The following is an 18,081-nucleotide window of genomic DNA, read 5'->3' as shown; positions in this document are numbered from 1 at the left end:
TTAGGTTAATTAAGCTGCTGCATTATAAAAATTAATTGGGTTATTAATCTCGCTGTATAATTGGACAGCCTCTTTTTGAGTTGCTCCATAAAAAATAAATTCTTGATCTTCATCTATACTCTCTTTAAAGAATTTTAGTTCTTTAAAAAAGTAATCTTGACCATCTTGTAATCCACAAAGATTTACAACTACTCTTTTATCTATTCTTAATAATGATTTAAAAAAGTTCAATACCTCTGGAGTATGAGAACTAGAAACTGTTCCTTTTAAACAAATTACTCCTTCTATGTTTTTAATTTCTAACGCCATAATTTTTGTTTTAAAATGTTATTACTTTTTGTTTACACTACAAATATCTAGTATAGAATACTTAATTTTAAGAAATAACGATCGATCGACATTAAGTGTAGACGAGTGATCATTTACTATCGTTTACGCTTTTTTTGCTCTGTGTTGTTCTTTTGAGAAATAGCAAAGTTGTGCTATAAGTAATCCTGCCATAACATATACTTGGTCCATCACCACCTGTAAAAGGCTGTCATGAAATAATATAATAGTCCCTACTTGTAATGCTCCAAAAATGGCCGTTATTACTATAGGCATGTAGTGATCTAATGATAGGAAGTAATAGGCAAAAATATTTGCCAATGCAAAGAATGAAGTAGCCAGAGCATACCAGCCTAAAAAAGGAGCTATACTCACGTATTCTTCTCCAAAAAGCAAATACACAGCTGTGGTAGGAAAAATAAAAGTAAAACTTACTATCGCTAGAGAAAGTGCTGTAATATATCCCAAATACTTTTTAAGCACAGGAATAGCATCTTTTCCTTCTTTACGATTTTGAAGAACCTTAGGAAGAAGTAACATAACAAACATCCATGTAACAAAGTAGACCACTCTACCTATTAGCGCTAGTGATGCATATAAACCAGCATCATAAGATAGAAAATAATGTTTTACTAATAATATATCACTGTTATTACATACTATTTGAGTAAGCTCATAACAGGCCGTAAGAATAAAAAACAATAAGATCCTTTTTTGTTCTGTCTTAGAAATTATGGCAGACAGACTATTATAATTAAATTTTTTCTTAAAAGGAAAAAGCCCTGCAATAAAAGAAAGGCCTATTGCTATAGAAACAGCATACTCTGATGGTAAGTCTACTAGTAGAAGTAATGAAAATGTAAGCAATAACCTGCAAAGCATTTCTCCCTGATAAGAAATGGATAATAGAGTGAAATTATTCTGACCTTGTAAAATACCGCGATTTACACTCATTATAAAATATAAAGGTATTGCCATACCAAATGCGATAAACATACCTGACGATTGTGTCTGAAAAACACTTTTAAGCCCACTAGCAAATACTACCGTTATCATCCCTAAAAAAAGCCCAGTACCTATCGCATATTTATAAATCTTTGCTATCATACCCTTTTTTTGCTCTGTAGTAAAATCTACCATCACCTTAGTCATCGTTAATTGATAAGTCATGGCTATAAATGATAGTACTAACAGTAGCGTTATTAAAATAGCAGCATCTGCAAATTGAGTGGGTCCTAAATAACGCCCTAACATGAGGTTATAAAGATAGTTACCGCCATTTACTATAAATGCGCTGAGCATAAAAAGCTGCTCTTGAGTAATATTGTTTCTTAAACGTTGAGTAATGGCTAGCATAGATTTAAAGTGTAGAAGTGATTAATTGTATAACAGGTTTATCTACCTTTTTATGTACTACGGTTAATTGATAGTTCTTTGAACTCACTCTACCGTTATGTACGATTCTCATTGCGTTGTCATTCTTTATAAGTGTAAGTTGCATAACTGTGTTGTTTTAAATTATGATACAAATATGCACTCTCTATAGTGTGTAAAAGGCTCAAATTCGACCAGTAGAAAAATGCTGTAGACGAATGGTAAGTATCGATCTTTAAAAGAATTTGAGAGGTTAGTGGTGTTCTGCTTTCGCGAAAGCGGAACAAACACATACTATACAGAGCAGTAATAAGCTATCTAAAAAACTCTCTTTTTAAGTGTTGCTAGTAATAAACCGTCGCAGGTAGAAATGGAATGTCTTTGAATCGACAAAATATGTAGACCAGTTGCAAGTAACCGCAGATTAAAACTGTGGTACGTAGTGATAACTTGCAGGTATAAATAATCGAACTATGAAAAATCTGGGTCTATTTTTAATTTTATTAATAAGTACACTGTGCTATGGTCAGGATATGAAGGCTGGTTTTGGCTTTTTAGAAACTGGTAAATATACTGAAGCACAAACCTTTTTTAAAGAAGTACTTAACGATTACCCTACTAATAAGACAGCAAGATTATGCTATGGTCGTGCTCTAGGTCTTAATGGTCACACAACAGCTGCAAAAGAACTTTTTACAGATCTTAAAGCAACCTACCCTACTGATTTTGAGATTTTATTGAATTATGCCGAGTCTTTATTATGGAATAAAGATTTTAACGAGGCAAAATGTATGTATAAAGATCTTGTTAAAAAAGACAGTACTAGTTTTCCTGCAACACTAGGATATGCAAACACACTATCTAATCTAAAAGAATATAACGCTGCTTTGTTATATGTAAATAAAGCTCTTGATATTTTACCTGGTAACCAGAATGCAGTAGTTTCAAAAAAATATATGAGACTAGGTAAAGCGTCTCAATCATTAACCGCACAGGACTACCCTACTTCTATAAGTTTACTAGAAGAAAACCTTGTTGATTTTCCTAACGATACAGACTCTATGGGTGCGCTGGCAAACGTTTACATTACCACTTCTAATTTTGAAAAAGCAAACCACATTTACAATAAAATAGAAGACCGTAGTAATGCACTAGTAGGCTTATCACTAGTTGCACACTTAGATAGTAAGAATAAAAAAGCATTACAGTTTGCAAAAGAGGCTACAACACTAGCAAATACCGACTCACTTAAAATTATGACCACTCAAGAGCGTTATATACAAGCGCTTATATGGAATGGCAAATATAAAAATGCAGCCCTTGCTATAGACTCGTTAACTAACCTATTAGGTTCTAGTAATAGAATAAATGCTCTAAGTGCTTCTATGTCTATGTATACCGGAAAAATAAATAAAGGTATAGCGTATTATAGGACTATTCTAGAAAAGGACAGCACCTCTTTCAGTGGTAATTTAGGAATTGCAAATGCATACCGTGGTCAGGGAAATTTAAAGAAAGCATATGCCTATGCTCAAAAAACTCTAGAATATTATCCAGAACAAAAAGATGCTAAATCTTTAATAGCAGCAATTGATAATTCATTAAGTCCTACGGTAAACACAAATGTTGCATACACCAGAGATAATGGTGATAATGAAGCTTATGGAGCAAGTATAAATGCTACGGTTCCTTTTTCAGATCGTTTTACGGCTAGCTTTAATTACTCTTATAGAACTACAGAAAATATGACACTGGGTAATATGGCAAATAATACAAATATCTCATTAGGTACTAAATACAGAATCAAAAATAACACATGGGTAGAAAGCACACTAGGTTTTACAGAAGCAAATGCAGACGTAAATAGTTATACAGACGTAAATGGTTCCTTGTTTTTAAAAACGAGACCATTTGCTCTACAAAATCTAGAGATAGGCTACAGTCGTACGTTACAAAATTTTAATGCTGCTCTAATAGACGAGAAGATATTCTTAAATAATTATATGCTTAATTATAATATGGGTACAACTTTTAATCTAGGCTGGTACACCGGTTTAACACACACACAGCAAACTGATGGTAATTCTAGAAACTTATTATTTACCTCTCTTTATTACACATTTACTAAAGCGCCAGCGATTAAGGCTGGTTTAAACTATCAGTATTTAAGTTATAAGCAACAGATTCCTAATCAATATTTTAGCCCTAGTATCTATCAGGCTGCAGAGGCTTTTATAGATCTTAATGGTAACAGTGGTAAATGGACATATCTAGCAAATGTAGCTGGTGGATATCAATTTGTAGAACAAGACGAGGCTACAACTCTATTAAGAGCTGAGGTAAAATTAATATACAGTTTCTCTCCTAGATTACAAGCAGGTGCATATGGAAAATACAGTAATATAGCTAGTGCAACAGCAACAGGGTTTGAATTTACAGAGGTAGGTTGTACTATTAGACTACAAGTTACTAAAGGAAAGTTGTTTAAATTCTAGACTCTATTATAATCTAGTGCTTTTATAATAGTACCGCTATTTTACTTTATAAAAGTGAGATGACGGTATTTTTATGCGATTCTATTTCTCAGCCAGTGATACTAGACTGGTCGCTACCATTTGATTAAACAATCGGTCTATCTATGCTGTTGTGCGATTTGCCTTGTCCTTTTCTACGTGTTCCATATAATCTGCGCTGATTTTATCAACATTAAAGAGAAGAACGTTATTTTTTTTTTTTAAAATCATCTTTAATGGAAAGTGCTTTTTGTTTCCCAACAGGTAGTTGATCAACTTTATCATCTACATCTAGTTTTAAATAGTAGGCTGTCATTTGAGCCGTATTACTATATGCACTTAGTGCATTAATGAGGTTATTACCCAACAGTAATAGATTTTCTAAGTTAAAACTTCTATTGTAGAAAATAATGATGTAACAGTGCATAACAAAAACATCTTATCAAATCAACACCATTTGCGTTCATATAATTAAAGAGCATATCATTATTACTCTAGATTTAATAGTAAATCAGGTATTAAAACTCTTGTATTACACTTAAAATGATCTAAAGCCGCATTTTACATAAATTAACGAGAATACCATTCAATAATTTCAATAAAAACTCCTAACCACATGCTTTTTTAAGAGGTTCATTGAATCGCTAGAGTTGCTGTTCTATTAGTTAAGATCTTTGGTTTTGTGTTGTTTACAATAGGTAGCTATATTGAGATATTTGTTTATGATATTAAAAATTAAAAACAAGATATGGTTTTAAAAACCAGTTACTCCTTATTATAAATCGCTATATTCTAAAAAAAGATTTTATAAAATAAAAAGACTGTTACACTTAACCCTAGATCACACTTACTTTATTTACAACAAATTAAGTCTGCGCATTAATTCTGGTCTATTAGACCTACTTATAGGAATTACATTTTTTGCGATAAGTACACTATTATCTTCTATATCTATTATTTTCTTAAAATTAATAATATAAGATCTGTGAACCTTTAAGAATAAGGCATCTGGTAATTTTTCTACAATTTTCTTGAGTGTAGAATGAACCGTATAATTTTTCTTTTCTGTTTTAATGAGTATGTAATCCCCTTTGGCTTCTATTAAATAAATATCTTCAAAAAGAATTTTAACCAGCCTGCGATCTATATTTACATACAGTTCTTTTTCTACTAGCGTGGTGGTTTCTTTTAGAATAGGTGCTGGTGCAACAGGTGGTGTAACCTTCTCTTTTTGGGCTTTTTGAACTGATTTTAAAAAACGAGTAAAAGTAATAGGCTTTAATAAATAATCAACAATACAATCATAGCCAAAAGCTTCTATAGCAAAATTTTTATCAGATGTTGTAAGAACAATTTTAGGTGGATTTTTAAGTGTCTCTATAAAATCAAAACCGCTAAAATCTGGCATATGAAGATCTAGAAATATAAGGTCTATGTCATTTCTATTAAGAAACTTCATTGCACTTATGGCATTAGGAAATTCTTCTATAACATCCAGATTATCTACCTGACTGCACAGGTGTGCTACTATAGTTCTCGCAGCCGCTTCGTCATCAATTATTATACAATTCAAAAGGTTCTAGGTTTAGGTTATAGAGCAATTTACATATTATAAATCATTTATAAAATGATTACATGCAACAAGTATCGATTCAAATTCAGTTTTAAGACTGCTTTTTCCTAATTTCAATTCTTCTTCATAAGCAATAGCCGTCTCGTACCCAGCGACTAGTCCTAAAATTCCTAGTTTGTGTTTTAATTTATGTACGTTTTGTGCCGCTTTCGCGAAAGCGGAACTATTCATATTACTATGATAAATTTCTATTTCATCTGGTAATTCATTCTTTACCACAGTGATTAATTTATGTTTAAAAACCTCATCTCCTGCAGCAAGGTCATTGATATAACTTAAATTAGGTTGTTCCATACTATTATGATTTAGGTAATGTGAAGAAAAACGACGTCCCTTTTCCTAGCTCGCTATCCAGCCATATTTCACCGTCATAGTAATTAATTATTTTCTTTACGATGGAGAGTCCTATACCGGTGCTTTTAGAATCATTTTCTAGCTTTTGAAAGATTTGAAAAATTTTATCAAAGTATGCGGCATTTATTCCTTTACCGTTATCCTTAATTTCAAACTGATATTTTGCATCTAATTCTCTGGAAATAATATCTATGCGTCCATTTTCTTTATCCATATTACTTACGGCATTATCTACAAGATTTTGAAATACCTGTTGTAATTTAATTTGATCTCCTTTTACAGTAGGTAAATGATGTATCTTCACCTTAATACGGTCTGGCACATGCATTAAATCTACTGTTTCTTTTACTAAAAAACTCAGATCTACATCGCGCTCTACGCGAGTATCTTTATCTATAGAAGAGTATTCTAAAATACCAGAAATAAGAGCGTCCATTTTTTCAACGTTTGCTACTATAAGCGCACAATAGCCTCTACCTTCTTCTGTAAAATTAGAGCTATATTCTTCTTTAAGCCAGCTTACTAGTGCCTCTATACTTCTTAATGGAGATTTAAGATCATGTGATACTATGTGTGCATAATCGTTTAATTCTTGATTTTGAAGTGCTAGTTCTTCCAGTAATTTCTCTTGATTTTTATTGACTTTAATCAACTGTTCTGCCTGCTCGCTTATATATTCTGCTATGTTTTTGCTACCATTTATAGAATAATTTTCTTTATCACCATCACTACCTTCTGGTTGTACCGTATTAATTACAGTCTGTAACCTTAAGAGTAAACTGCGCTGCTGTCGTGTTTCTTCTCTAAGAGATTTATTAGCTTCAAACAACTCGTCAGAACTTATTTTCATAGCTCTTTGAGTCATTTTAAACTGGTCATCTAGGTTTTCATAAGAAGCTGCTACAGATTTTAAAAAGTCTTGAACATCTTCCCTATCCTTGACATCATCTGGTAGGTATTTACGTATTTGTCTATTTAACAGCGCATTCATTTATTCACTTATTAAAGTTATAGTCATGGTCTGGTTGTGTAATTTACAGCTACGTTCTCCATAAAAAGGTGCTATTTCTCCATAAGAATACATACCACTTACTACCACATCTTCACCTATTATACCACGTACTTCTTCTATTTCTTCTTCTATTCTTTGATCTAGAACTAGTTTGCGACCTATACAACTTATTAGAAATGCTAACTGTGGAGAATCATTTCTTCCTTCCATGGCTCTTATGGCAGCAGTTTCTGACGCTGCGGCTAGACTATCCATATTAGTCATCATTAACTGTACAGAAGAATTAATAGGCACATCTCCTGCAAGAATCATGGCGTTTTTTTCTTCGTCTATATTGAGAATAGTACGGACAAATGACTGTTCGTTCTCTTCGCTTTTTACGTTTAATGGATATATAAGTGCAGAGGCTGGTAAATGTTTTGCCTTCTCACCTAGGTAGGTTTTATATAGATCTAGTGCTGGTTTTCCATCTATTTCATAGAGTACATTCCCTTCAGACCTTGTGACCAGTCTCTCTGGACCGAATGGCGTCCAGCCTCCATAAATAGAAAAAGAAACCTCAAAACTATCTCCATAAAAACCTATCACAATAATCTCTCCTTCTTTAGGTGCCTCGTTATAAGAAGCAAGTGTTTTTTCAAAACGAGCGTCGTCACCACAAAGCCCACCAGTTATTAAAACCTTGGGTAAGGTTTCTTGCATCCCTTTAGTAAGCGCAGATCCATTTACAGAACTACCTTCTGATATTACAAATATGTGTTTAAGTCCTTCTGGATTAAGTTTACTTACTACTTCCTTTCCTGCTATCTCACTATCACCATGACTTTCTTGTATATTATAAGTTTGAACCTCAAATACTGTGCGTTCAAATTCTATGGCTGTTACCGTTATGTGTTGATCATTTACTTTACTACCTACCAGCTCTCCACAAGAAGAACCGAAAACTAAATGTCCATCAGGAAATAAAGATCTTAATTCATTATAATGTTCTTTATTCTCTAGCATAAACCTATTTCCCATAATAAGAACTAGTGGGTTTTTGAGATTTATTCTATCACTCAGGTATTCCCATTGCTTCCCGCTAGCCTTCTGTAACTGTAGTGTTTTCATAATTTTATTTTTCTATGGTAAAAAAGAAAGTGGTGCCTTTACCTAAAGTACTTTCTAACCAGATACGCCCGTTATATAGATCAACAATTTTCTTTACGATTGATAATCCTATACCTGTAGATTCTTGTCTTTTATGGAGAGAATGAAAAATCTGGAAAATCTTTTGGTGGTACTCTTTATCGATACCTATTCCATTATCTTTTACAGAAAAGGTGTATTCCTTATCACTTTCTTCAAAGTCTATTTCTATGAGACCTTTATTTTTATCACTATAATTAACAGCATTACTTATTAAGTTTTGAAATAATTGCTGGATTTTAACTCGATCTGCTTTAATCTTGGGAAGTGGTTTTACAACCGTACAATGTATGTGGTCAGGAAAGTGTAGTAAAGTTATTATATCATCCATTACTATGTTTAAATCTACATCTGTAAGAGAACTAGAATCTCCTACTATACTCGAGTATTCTAAAACATCTGATATAAGTTGTTCCATTTTTTCAAGAGTAGCCTCTATCATATCAAAGTTAGTTAAGGTGTCTGGAGATAGTTTTCCTTCATTATCATCTTTAATCCAACTTATCAATGCATTTATACTGCGTAATGGAGATTTTAAATCATGAGATACCACATGTGCATACTCTTGTAATTCGTCGTTACTCTTTTCTAGTTTTTTAAGAAGGCTCTGTTTTTGTAATTCTAGGCTTCTTAGTTCTGTTATATCTCTAACGATTCCTTGTGCTGCGATAGGCCTGTTATCGCTATTATAGATCATACTTGCATTAACATGCACAAGACGTATCGCGCCATTTGCTATGCATATTTTGATGTTAAAATCTGTTATAGAACCATTTTTATAGAGTTGTTGAAATCCTGCTGCTAGTCTTTCATGCTCTTCAGCAATTACCAGATTTAATAAATTTATCTTATCATCAACAGTGTAACCTAATAGTTTTACTGCAGCGTCATTCATTTTAAGAACATTACCAGGTATGTCCATTACTACATAAGCGTCTACTATATTTTCAAAAACTCCTTTAAGCTCTGAAGTTTTTTCCTGTACTAGTTCTTCTAGTTTTTTATTAGAAACTTCTAGTTCTTGAGATTTAAAATAAAGCTCTCTAGATTTTTCTTCTAGAATACGCTCTGCTTCATGACGAGCAGCTTTTTCACGAGCAATAGCTCGTTTATACATGTTGACTTTATCTTCATTCATGAATTTCAATACTGAATTTTACTTCTGTACCATTTTCTTTTATATTCTCTAATAATAAGGTTGCTTTGGCATTAAAATGTTCTAAGGTTTTATGCATAAGACCTTTACCGAATGATGACATCGCCCTACTAGAACTATAAATCATTACAAGCGTTTTTTCAGTTTTTTCTACTACAGTAAAAGTAGGTAGTTCTGCATCAGGATATATCTTGCGCACCTCTACGTGTATGTGATTTTCTATAGAAGATAGCATTTCTATAGGGTCTGTATATTCCTCTAAAAATGTAGGATAACTTCTTTTTACTACACCAAAAAAATGTTCTCCATAAACAAGAAGTAAGTCGTTAATAGGCACTCCAGTCTCCTTATTTAAATTAGTTAACAGACTCAACATTTCTGAAAAACTATAAGTTCCTACAGCAGTGTACACTCCATTTGAAGGTAACTGTGCATTAGTCAGTATGGTGTCTACCATTTCAAAACCAAATTTATGTTCTACTAATTCTAAAAATTCTGTAAAAACTATTCCTTTCATTATGCTTTTATTAATTCATTCATACTCCAGTACTGTAAAGCTACTTCAATTTTCTTTACGTAATCGTCATATTTTAGAGGTTTTATTACATAGCCGGCAACGCCTGTTTCATAACATGATAAAACATCTTTACGGTTATTAGAAGTAGTTAACATGACTGTAGGGATGTATTTTAAAACATCATCTTTTCTAAGTATTTTTAAAAATTCCAGCCCATTTATCTTAGGCATATTAAGGTCTAGAAAAATTACATCTGGAACCACTTTATCATCTCTTAGTTTAAGAAGTGCTTCTTCTCCATTCTTTGCTTCTATAAGTTCATGATCTAATTCTAGTTTCTTTATTGCTCGTTTTAATTTCATTACTTCTATAGCATCATCTTCAATAAGAAGAATTTTAAGCTTTGTATTTTCCAACCGTTCTATTTTAGAGTATTGCCAAATATGATCATAAATTATTCATTTTTTGAATAAAGTTAGATCAAATGCTATTTTAGTATAGACGAGTGACCGATAAGTGTCGACGAGGCTAGTTATCGATAAATTATTTTTGTCTCGCTTTTGCGAAAGCGGAATTATAAAAAGAAACTCAAAGCACTGATTAGCTACTTTGTATTATACTCCATACCATGGCGGCATGACTGAGACTACCGCCTAAAACGAAAACATGCCAGATTACGTGATTAAAGTAAAGCTTATTCCAAGCGTAAAAAATAATCCCTACTGTAAAGAAAACACCTCCGGCTATTAGAAGATTCATCTGTAAAGCTGTAAATACATCGTTAAGAGCTTGTAAATCAAAAACAATCATCCACCCCATTACTAAGTACAAGATGCTAGAAAAAGCTTCAAATTTACCTGTAAAAAAAAGTTTCCAGATAATTCCAAATACAGCAATTCCCCAAACTGCGGCAAGTATATACCAGCCACTAGATTGTTCTAAAGTAATTAGGCATACTGGTGTATAGGTACCTGCTATAGAACAATAAATAGAGATATGATCTAATTTTCTCAGTTTAAACTTTAATTTGCCAGGCGCTACTTTGTGATAAGCTGTAGAAGAATAATATAAAAACAATTGAGATAATACGTAAACCAGAATAGCCGGCAGCATGTAATCTACAAGCCAGTTAGCTTCATAAAATAACCCTATGGTAATCGCTATAAATAAAAGAAAACCAAAACCATGAGTTATTACATTCCACTTTTCTTCTATTGCTGTTTGAACTCTAGACATTTAATGAAAGATTAGATATTTTTTTTCTAGCTTCTTCAAATTCTGTGACCATATCCTCAACCACTTGTGCTGCAGGAATGATATCGTTTATTTGCGCAGCGACTTGCCCTATCTCTAACTCTCCTTCAATTAAATCACCTTCAAACATTCCTTTCTTTGCTCTCGCTCTACCTAAAAGCTCTTTCAAATCTTCTACAGACGGTGCTTTTTTATAAAGTTCTTGAACATCATTCCAGAACTTATTACGCATTAATCGTACTGGTGCTAATTCTTTTAAGGTCAAATGAGTTGCTCCTTCTCCTGCTTCTATCACTGCTTTTTTAAAATTGATATGACTGCTCGCCTCATGGGTTGCTACAAATCTACTACCTACCTGTACCGCATTTGCTCCTAGTGTCATGGCTGCTAGCATGGCACGACCTGTAGCTATACCACCTGCAGCAATTAATGGGATATCAATAGCTTGTGCTACTTGAGGTATAAGAGTTAATGTTGTAGATTCTTCTCTACCATTATGTCCTCCAGCTTCAAAACCTTCGGCAACCACTGCGTCTACACCAGCTTCTTGAGATTTTAAAGCAAATTTTACAGAACTCACTACATGAACCACCGTTATTCCTGCTGCTTTTAAACGCTTTGTGTAGGTTTTAGGGTTTCCTGCACTTGTAAAAACTATAGGTACTTTTTCTTCTATGATAATCTCTAGTATTTCTTCTAGATCTGTATAAAGTAATGGAACGTTTACACCAAAGGGCTTATCTGTTCCTTCTTTTGTTTTTTGAATATGTTCTCTCAAAACATTAGGATACATAGAACCAGCACCTATTAACCCTAGACCACCAGCATTACTTACAGCAGTAACTAGTTGATGACCACTTGCCCATATCATACCACCTTGAATAATAGGGTATTTAATTTTAAAAAGCTTAGTAATTGCGTTTTGAGACATAGAGTTTGTTACTTAAATTAAATACTACTGCAAATTTAAGGAAGTATTCACTTAATGAAGGTTAAATAAGAGTGGGCTCATATCTATAGATGTTAAAATAAATAGCAGTAAACCTTATGAACCAAGAGACAGGTTAAACTAAGGTTTAAAAAACCTGCATCTAATTACCACCTATATTTCACATGTCATAAAACAAATGAAAAATACTCCATTTTAAAAAAATCATAGTGATTCAAATTTTAGACCATTATCTTTTTAGATATTCATAGAACTAAATACCTGTGTGCTTTATCTAATAAAAAGTAAATAGATAAAAAAGTTTCAATTACCTAACTATCAACTTATAAGCAACATCGCTTTCATTTATAGTAAAAAGATACAATCCACTAGATACTTGGTTAAGATCTATAAAACCATCTTGTGTTGTCGCTTTTTTAATGACTTGTTGCCCTTGTAAGTTAAAGAGCTGGAAAGAAGTTACGTTTTTGCCTTGAGCGGTATTAAAAAACAAAATTTTATCTTTCACGTAGTAATTAAAATCTTGTGTAGTAAAAGGAGCAGAACTTAATGTCTGTTGTGCTGCGCCAAAATCTGGTATCCCATAACCTAATAAATTATCTGGCAACATGGACTGGTCGCTACTAGCGCGCACGGCATCTATAATTTGTTGTGGCGTGAGATTAGGAAATGCTTGCATGAGACATACCATCGCACCACTTATCAAAGGTGCACTGAAGGATGTACCACTAGTGGTTACAAGACTACCAGACTCATCTATACTAGCTGTCGCACTACCTTGTGCTGCTATATCTGGACGTATGCGCCCATCTACGGTAGGTCCTATGCTCGAAAAACTAGATTTTGCTCTGGTGTCGGTTACCGACCCTATGGCAAATGCTCCTAACGCGTCGGCAGGAGATGCAATGTAAGGATGCGTGGTGCTGTTACCAGAATTCCCTGCACTAGTCACTACTATCATCCCTTTTTCAAAGGCAACATTAGTCCCTTGAGAGATAAAAGATATGACACCATTCATGTCTTGATAATCGAGACTTGCTGCCGTGTTATCAAAGCCTAAATAGCCCAAAGAAACATTAATAACGTCTACTCCTAGAGAATCTGCACGCTCTGCAGCCTGCACCCAGTAGGACATTTCTGCCGGTGTTTCTTGCGCTCCTTCTTCTGTACGGAATAAGTAATAACCGGCGTCTGGTGCGGTACCTTCAAAATTATTAGGATCATTTCCTGCCATGACACTCAGTACTCTAGAGCCATGAAAATTATCTTCATAAATAGAATTATCTCGTTGTACAAAATCCCAAGTTCCTTTAATACCATCATTATCGCGCAAGTGTGTAAAACCGGTATTTATGTCTACGTTAGGAAAACCAGAGTCCGTTACTGCTATTAACATTCCTGCACCGGTGTTTCCTGTATTGTGTAAATCATCTAGACCTATCATTTCTATCTGATTTCTTGCTGTACCATAAACCAGTGGTGTGGTAACCATGTTTGCAAATTTATCACGATTGCTTACAGACGCACTTTTTGTAGGGTCTGTATAATCTATACTAGAAACAAAAGGCAAACTAGCAAGCGCATCGATAGCTGTCGTAGTACCTACCACATGTACACAGTTAAACCACTTAGACTGCGCTTTATAACTTATACCTGGCTGGCTTTTTAGTTGTGTAACATATGCTTGATTCATGGGCACATCGCGGTCATCTATCGCGATGTTATGTCTCATTTTACGCTCTATAGATCTTTGAGACAGTATACTCTGTGGATTTGCTAACGACGTCCCCACATGAGGCTTATCTACAAGATAAATTAATGCATGAAAATCTTGTGCATTTGTAGCAATAGAAATAAATGCAAAAAGAATACATATTATTTTTTTCATAGAAGTAAATTTACACTTATTCTATCACAATTTGCGTGATACTAAGCTATTACCCCAGATCCTAAACAATCATTATCTTGATACCATGCTACAAACTGGCCTGGAGAGATCGCACTTTGCTCGTTATTAAAAATAACATAAAGACCTTCTTCTGTGCGGTGCAAAGTTGCTGGCTCTAAAGTCTGTCTGTATCTTATACGCGCCATAACATCTAGAGTCTCTCCTACTGCTATTTCTAGATCTTCTCTTATCCAGTGAGTCTCTGCAGCTGTTACAAATAATCCACGACGGTATAAACCTGGGTGCTGTTTTCCCTGACCTACATAAATAGTATTGGTATTTACATCTGTCTCAATTACAAAAAGTGGTTCTGGAGTACCTCCTACGGCTAGTCCTTTGCGCTGTCCACGAGTAAAATAATGAGCTCCTTGATGTACTCCTACTTTTTCCCCGTCTGTAGGTTGATATTTACGCTTTCGCGAAAGCGTAACCAGTTCATCCACCTCGCTAGAATCTATTGTAGCATCCACTTCTAGCATTTTATCACGACTGGTTTGAGCATCTATTTCTACGATGTCACCAGTCTTTGCTTGCAACTTCTGTTGTAAAAAATCTGGTAATCTCACTTTACCTATAAAACACAATCCTTGAGAATCTTTTTTTCCTGCGGTAATTAAGTCTTGCGCAGCAGCAATTTCTCTTACCTCTGGTTTTTGAAGATGACCTATTGGAAAAAGAGTTTTGGCTAGTTGTTTTTGAGACACCTGACAAAGAAAATAACTTTGATCTTTATTAGCGTCTGCTCCACCTATTAAGTGATGTACTTCTTTACCATTTTCTATAGTGGTTTTTTTCTGGCAGTAATGTCCCGTTGCAACATAATCTGCCCCAAGTTCTAGTGCTATATCCAGAAATACATCAAACTTAATCTCGCGATTACACAACACGTCTGGATTAGGGGTGCGCCCACTCGCATACTCGTCAAACATGTAATCTACTATGCGCTCTTTATATTGCTCACTTAAATCTACAGTCTGAAAAGGGATACCTAGCTTATCTGCAACCAGCATTGCGTCGTTAGAATCTTCTAACCATGGGCACTCATCACTTATAGTAACGGTGTCATCGTGCCAGTTTTTCATAAAGAGACCTATCACCTCATGACCTTGTTCTTTTAATAAATGTGCCGCTACACTTGAGTCTACACCACCAGAAAGTCCTACTACTACTTTTGCCATGATGCAAAAATACAATAAGAGTCAACTATAAGAGTTCTTAAAATGTTAGATTTTTCTTATCGCTACAAGTATTTTATTTATTAAAAATAACGAGAGTTTCAACTTACAACTAGTAATATAAATGCTTTGATTTTGTTATTTTGCAAGCTGAAAAAGAATATTGAAAATGATGAATACTTTTAAGAAATACACCTTAGCTATTTTTGCTACGGTAGCTATATTATTTACCGCTTGTGAAGATGCAGATGATAATGGTAATGTAATACCTGGTGTCAACTCGATACTCAATCAGACAGAAAACAATGCAGATCTAAGCATGTTAAACGCTGCACTTATAAGAACAGGTTTAAATACTACCTTTAACTCTTCTGCCACTTTTACTTTATTTGCTCCTAATAACACTGCTTTTACAAATTACTTGACTGCAAACGGTATCGCTAGTATAGATGATATTCCTGTGGCAGACTTAAGAGATATACTTCAATACCACACGTTAACGACCGAGGTAACTACAGATGTAATGACTACCGATTATATAAAAACACTAGGTAAAGATGACGAGATAGAGTCTCTAGATTTATTTATTGAAACAGGCACTTCTATCCTTTTAAACGGTAATGTAACTATTATAGAGGCCGATAGCGATGCTGATAATGGGGTCGTACACATAGTTAACGCTGTAATAGAGTTACCAACTGTTTTTTCTTTAATTGCTGCAAATCCAGAATTCAGTGAACTGACGGCAGCTTTACAAATAAATGGATTAGAAACCGACCTTTCTAATACAGATGGTACTTTAATGGATCCTTATACTATTTTTGCCCCTAACGACGCTGCTTTTCAGGCACTAGTAGATTTAGACGCTACAGACGAGTTTGATTCTATTGCAGACATAACGAGTGAGACAGACATAACCGAAGATTTATTATACCACGTAGTAGGTAATGACCGTTTACGTTCTGGAGACCTTAGTACAGGTTTAATAGTAAACACCCTAAGACCTAGCACATCTTTTACCGTAGATGTAATAAGTGCTGGCGCGGTTATCACAGACGCCACAATGAACACGGCAAATGTTTCTACTACAGACATTACCGCTATTAATGGTGTTGTACATAGTATTGATTTATTTATACGCAGTAATTAATCGTCCATTATTCCTATTTTAAAAGTCTCGTCTTGCCACGAGACTTTTTTTTTATTCTATATTTACTTTTATATGAATACTATCGATTTTCCTGAATTTAAAAAAGCTATCAACACTTACTGTCTAGAAACTGTAGGTCAACGATTAACCATCATAAAAAAAAATCTAGATTCTTTAATGGATGCAAAGCGCAATGAAACTAAAAGTAGCGCAGGTGATAAGTATGAGACAGGAAGAGCTATGATTCAAAATGAAGAAGAACTCTATAAAAGGCAACGTGCCGAAACATCTATTATCCTAGACCAACTACTGCGCATAGATCCTGATAAAGAATGCTCCTTTATAGAACCTGGAGCACTTGTTGTACTACCTTCTGGTTATTTTTATATAGCCGCAGGTATGGGAAAACTAGTGGTTAATGGTATGGATTGCTTTGCAGTATCTCTATCTTCTCCTATAGGACAGGCTTTAAAAAGTAAAAAAAAGGGCGATACTATTATTTTTCAGAATCGGGAAGTAATGATACTTAACGTGTTTTAATTATAACTTATCTCTCTATTATGTCAGATCAATTATATCAACAATTAACTGAAATCAAATCCTATATTCATAAAGGAGACCTTGTAAATAATAAGATCTCTAAAAAAGGAACTTACTGGCACATAGATCATACTTTACAGATATTAAACTCCATATGCGAGGTATTAGAACACTCTAACCCTAGAGATTATCAACCTATATTTTCTTTTACCAAATTCATAATAATGAAAACCGGTTACATACCTAGGGGTAAAGGCCGTGCGCCTCAACAAACTTTACCATTAAATATAAAGACTAATGAAGAACTATTAATAGAACTCGATAAAGCTGAAAAGGCTATAAAGGACCTTAATACTTTACCTAGTAATAAGACTTTTAAGCATCCGCTTTTTAGATGGTTAAACCTGGAAGATACTATTAAATTTATGGGGATACATACCCACCATCATATTAAAATAATGAGAGATATTATCAAATAGTCTTTAAAACTACCATTCATACATCTGATTATCAAATATTTATATATAAATAAACATCGATTCATCAAAGTATAAAACAAAAAAAACTGCCTCCAATAAATGAGACAGCTTCCTTAAATTCGTATAATTGAAAAAAATTATTCTTCCTCTTCGTCTTTCTTCTTTACTTTAGGAACAAATAAAGCAGCACGTTGCAATAATTTTTCTGACACTTTAAACACTCCACTGAATTGATAATCAGCATCTTCTCTAGCAAACTGAAAATAAGCGGTCTTTGCCCATCTTAAATCGGTTGCTTTTTTTAGAAACTGATCGTGAGTAAGAACTTGCTCTACTTCATCTTTTTTCCAAACCAGAACTTTGTACATTCCTACACCATTTTTCATACTTCTTTCTATCACCTCTCTAAAGGATTCTGATGGAAAAAGGTGCACGCCATCTTCAGTGACTTTATGGTCTAGGTCTTTGAATAAGATGTCTGTAAGGAATTGTTCTAAGGTCATTATCTATTT

Annotated in this window: 20 protein-coding genes; 4 read left to right on the top strand and 16 right to left on the bottom strand. The window is 33.9% G+C overall.

Translation table 11 applies throughout. The features are described 5' to 3' along the window. Nucleotides 1-9 precede the first annotated feature (9 nt). The 3 genes from Q0838_RS06450 to Q0838_RS06440 form a co-directional block, all read right to left on the bottom strand. Nucleotides 10-309 carry a hypothetical protein gene (locus tag Q0838_RS06450; RefSeq protein WP_298952547.1) on the bottom strand — a complete coding sequence of 100 codons (300 nt, stop codon included), beginning with the start codon at nt 307-309 and terminating at the stop codon, nt 10-12. Between the two features lie 123 nt (nt 310-432). Beyond that, a complete protein-coding gene (locus Q0838_RS06445; protein ID WP_298952545.1) occupies nt 433-1,683 on the bottom strand; it encodes a sugar isomerase in 1,251 nt (416 codons plus the stop codon). 4 nt (nt 1,684-1,687) lie between these two features. Further along, nucleotides 1,688-1,828: a hypothetical protein gene (locus Q0838_RS06440; RefSeq protein ID WP_298952543.1), complete on the bottom strand. Its 141-nt coding sequence runs from the start codon at nt 1,826-1,828 to the stop codon at nt 1,688-1,690. A gap of 346 nt (nt 1,829-2,174) precedes the next feature. Here Q0838_RS06440 and Q0838_RS06435 point away from each other — a divergent pair, with 346 nt between their 5' ends. Further along, nucleotides 2,175-4,196: a tetratricopeptide repeat protein gene (locus tag Q0838_RS06435; protein WP_298952542.1), complete on the top strand. Its 2,022-nt coding sequence runs from the start codon at nt 2,175-2,177 to the stop codon at nt 4,194-4,196. A gap of 226 nt (nt 4,197-4,422) precedes the next feature. Here Q0838_RS06435 and Q0838_RS06430 read toward each other — a convergent pair whose 3' ends face one another. From Q0838_RS06430 to mnmA, 12 genes are all read right to left on the bottom strand, one after another. Continuing rightward, nucleotides 4,423-4,641, bottom strand: a complete 219-nt coding sequence (locus tag Q0838_RS06430; RefSeq protein ID WP_298952540.1) for a hypothetical protein — start codon at nt 4,639-4,641, stop codon at nt 4,423-4,425. A 429-nt stretch (nt 4,642-5,070) separates the two neighbouring features. Next, nucleotides 5,071-5,787, bottom strand: coding sequence for a LytTR family DNA-binding domain-containing protein (locus Q0838_RS06425; RefSeq protein WP_298952538.1), 717 nt, complete (start codon nt 5,785-5,787; stop codon nt 5,071-5,073). Nucleotides 5,788-5,823: 36 nt separating this feature from the next. Beyond that, a complete protein-coding gene (locus Q0838_RS06420; RefSeq protein ID WP_298952537.1) occupies nt 5,824-6,141 on the bottom strand; it encodes an Hpt domain-containing protein in 318 nt (105 codons plus the stop codon). A gap of 4 nt (nt 6,142-6,145) precedes the next feature. Continuing rightward, the gene (locus tag Q0838_RS06415) at nt 6,146-7,192 is read right to left on the bottom strand and encodes an ATP-binding protein (RefSeq protein ID WP_298952536.1); all 1,047 of its coding nucleotides are present in this window, start codon (nt 7,190-7,192) and stop codon (nt 6,146-6,148) included. Beyond that, on the bottom strand, nt 7,193-8,323 hold the full coding sequence (locus Q0838_RS06410) for an FIST N-terminal domain-containing protein (protein ID WP_298952535.1): 1,131 nt from the start codon (nt 8,321-8,323) through the stop codon (nt 7,193-7,195). 4 nt (nt 8,324-8,327) lie between these two features. Then, on the bottom strand, nt 8,328-9,539 hold the full coding sequence (locus tag Q0838_RS06405) for an ATP-binding protein (protein WP_298952534.1): 1,212 nt from the start codon (nt 9,537-9,539) through the stop codon (nt 8,328-8,330). Next, complete coding sequence (locus tag Q0838_RS06400; RefSeq protein ID WP_298952533.1) at nt 9,532-10,074, bottom strand: heme NO-binding domain-containing protein; 543 nt, start codon at nt 10,072-10,074, stop codon at nt 9,532-9,534. Before Q0838_RS06400 ends, Q0838_RS06405 begins: the two co-directional genes overlap by 8 nt. After that, the gene (locus Q0838_RS06395) at nt 10,074-10,490 is read right to left on the bottom strand and encodes a response regulator (protein ID WP_298952531.1); all 417 of its coding nucleotides are present in this window, start codon (nt 10,488-10,490) and stop codon (nt 10,074-10,076) included. Before Q0838_RS06395 ends, Q0838_RS06400 begins: the two co-directional genes overlap by 1 nt. 184 nt (nt 10,491-10,674) lie before the next feature. Continuing rightward, nucleotides 10,675-11,310, bottom strand: coding sequence for a hemolysin III family protein (locus Q0838_RS06390; RefSeq protein ID WP_298952529.1), 636 nt, complete (start codon nt 11,308-11,310; stop codon nt 10,675-10,677). Continuing rightward, the gene (locus Q0838_RS06385) at nt 11,303-12,259 is read right to left on the bottom strand and encodes a nitronate monooxygenase (RefSeq protein ID WP_298952527.1); all 957 of its coding nucleotides are present in this window, start codon (nt 12,257-12,259) and stop codon (nt 11,303-11,305) included. The genes Q0838_RS06390 and Q0838_RS06385 overlap by 8 nt, the downstream gene beginning before the upstream one ends. 325 nt (nt 12,260-12,584) lie before the next feature. Next, nucleotides 12,585-14,165: a S8 family serine peptidase gene (locus tag Q0838_RS06380; protein WP_298952526.1), complete on the bottom strand. Its 1,581-nt coding sequence runs from the start codon at nt 14,163-14,165 to the stop codon at nt 12,585-12,587. 41 nt (nt 14,166-14,206) lie between these two features. After that, entirely contained in the window at nt 14,207-15,403 is a 1,197-nt protein-coding gene (gene mnmA / locus Q0838_RS06375) for a tRNA 2-thiouridine(34) synthase MnmA (protein ID WP_298952524.1), read from the bottom strand. Nucleotides 15,404-15,569: 166 nt separating this feature from the next. Here mnmA and Q0838_RS06370 point away from each other — a divergent pair, with 166 nt between their 5' ends. The 3 genes from Q0838_RS06370 (at nt 15,570) to Q0838_RS06360 (ending at nt 17,569) form a co-directional block, all read left to right on the top strand. Beyond that, the gene (locus tag Q0838_RS06370; protein WP_298952522.1) at nt 15,570-16,550 is read left to right on the top strand and encodes a fasciclin domain-containing protein; all 981 of its coding nucleotides are present in this window, start codon (nt 15,570-15,572) and stop codon (nt 16,548-16,550) included. A gap of 72 nt (nt 16,551-16,622) precedes the next feature. Continuing rightward, the gene (locus Q0838_RS06365) at nt 16,623-17,090 is read left to right on the top strand and encodes a transcription elongation factor (protein WP_298952520.1); all 468 of its coding nucleotides are present in this window, start codon (nt 16,623-16,625) and stop codon (nt 17,088-17,090) included. A 20-nt stretch (nt 17,091-17,110) separates the two neighbouring features. Further along, complete coding sequence (locus Q0838_RS06360) at nt 17,111-17,569, top strand: hypothetical protein (protein ID WP_298952518.1); 459 nt, start codon at nt 17,111-17,113, stop codon at nt 17,567-17,569. Between the two features lie 137 nt (nt 17,570-17,706). On the opposite strand, the gene Q0838_RS06355 is transcribed toward Q0838_RS06360, so the two are convergent. Further along, nucleotides 17,707-18,072 carry a hypothetical protein gene (locus tag Q0838_RS06355; RefSeq protein WP_298952516.1) on the bottom strand — a complete coding sequence of 122 codons (366 nt, stop codon included), beginning with the start codon at nt 18,070-18,072 and terminating at the stop codon, nt 17,707-17,709. Nucleotides 18,073-18,081 lie beyond the last annotated feature (9 nt).

This window comes from uncultured Nonlabens sp. (assembly GCF_947495285.1).
Classification (GTDB): domain Bacteria; phylum Bacteroidota; class Bacteroidia; order Flavobacteriales; family Flavobacteriaceae; genus Nonlabens.
The sequence above is the reverse complement of the archived record's forward strand: the minus strand, read 5'-3'. Positions and strand labels throughout refer to the sequence as shown.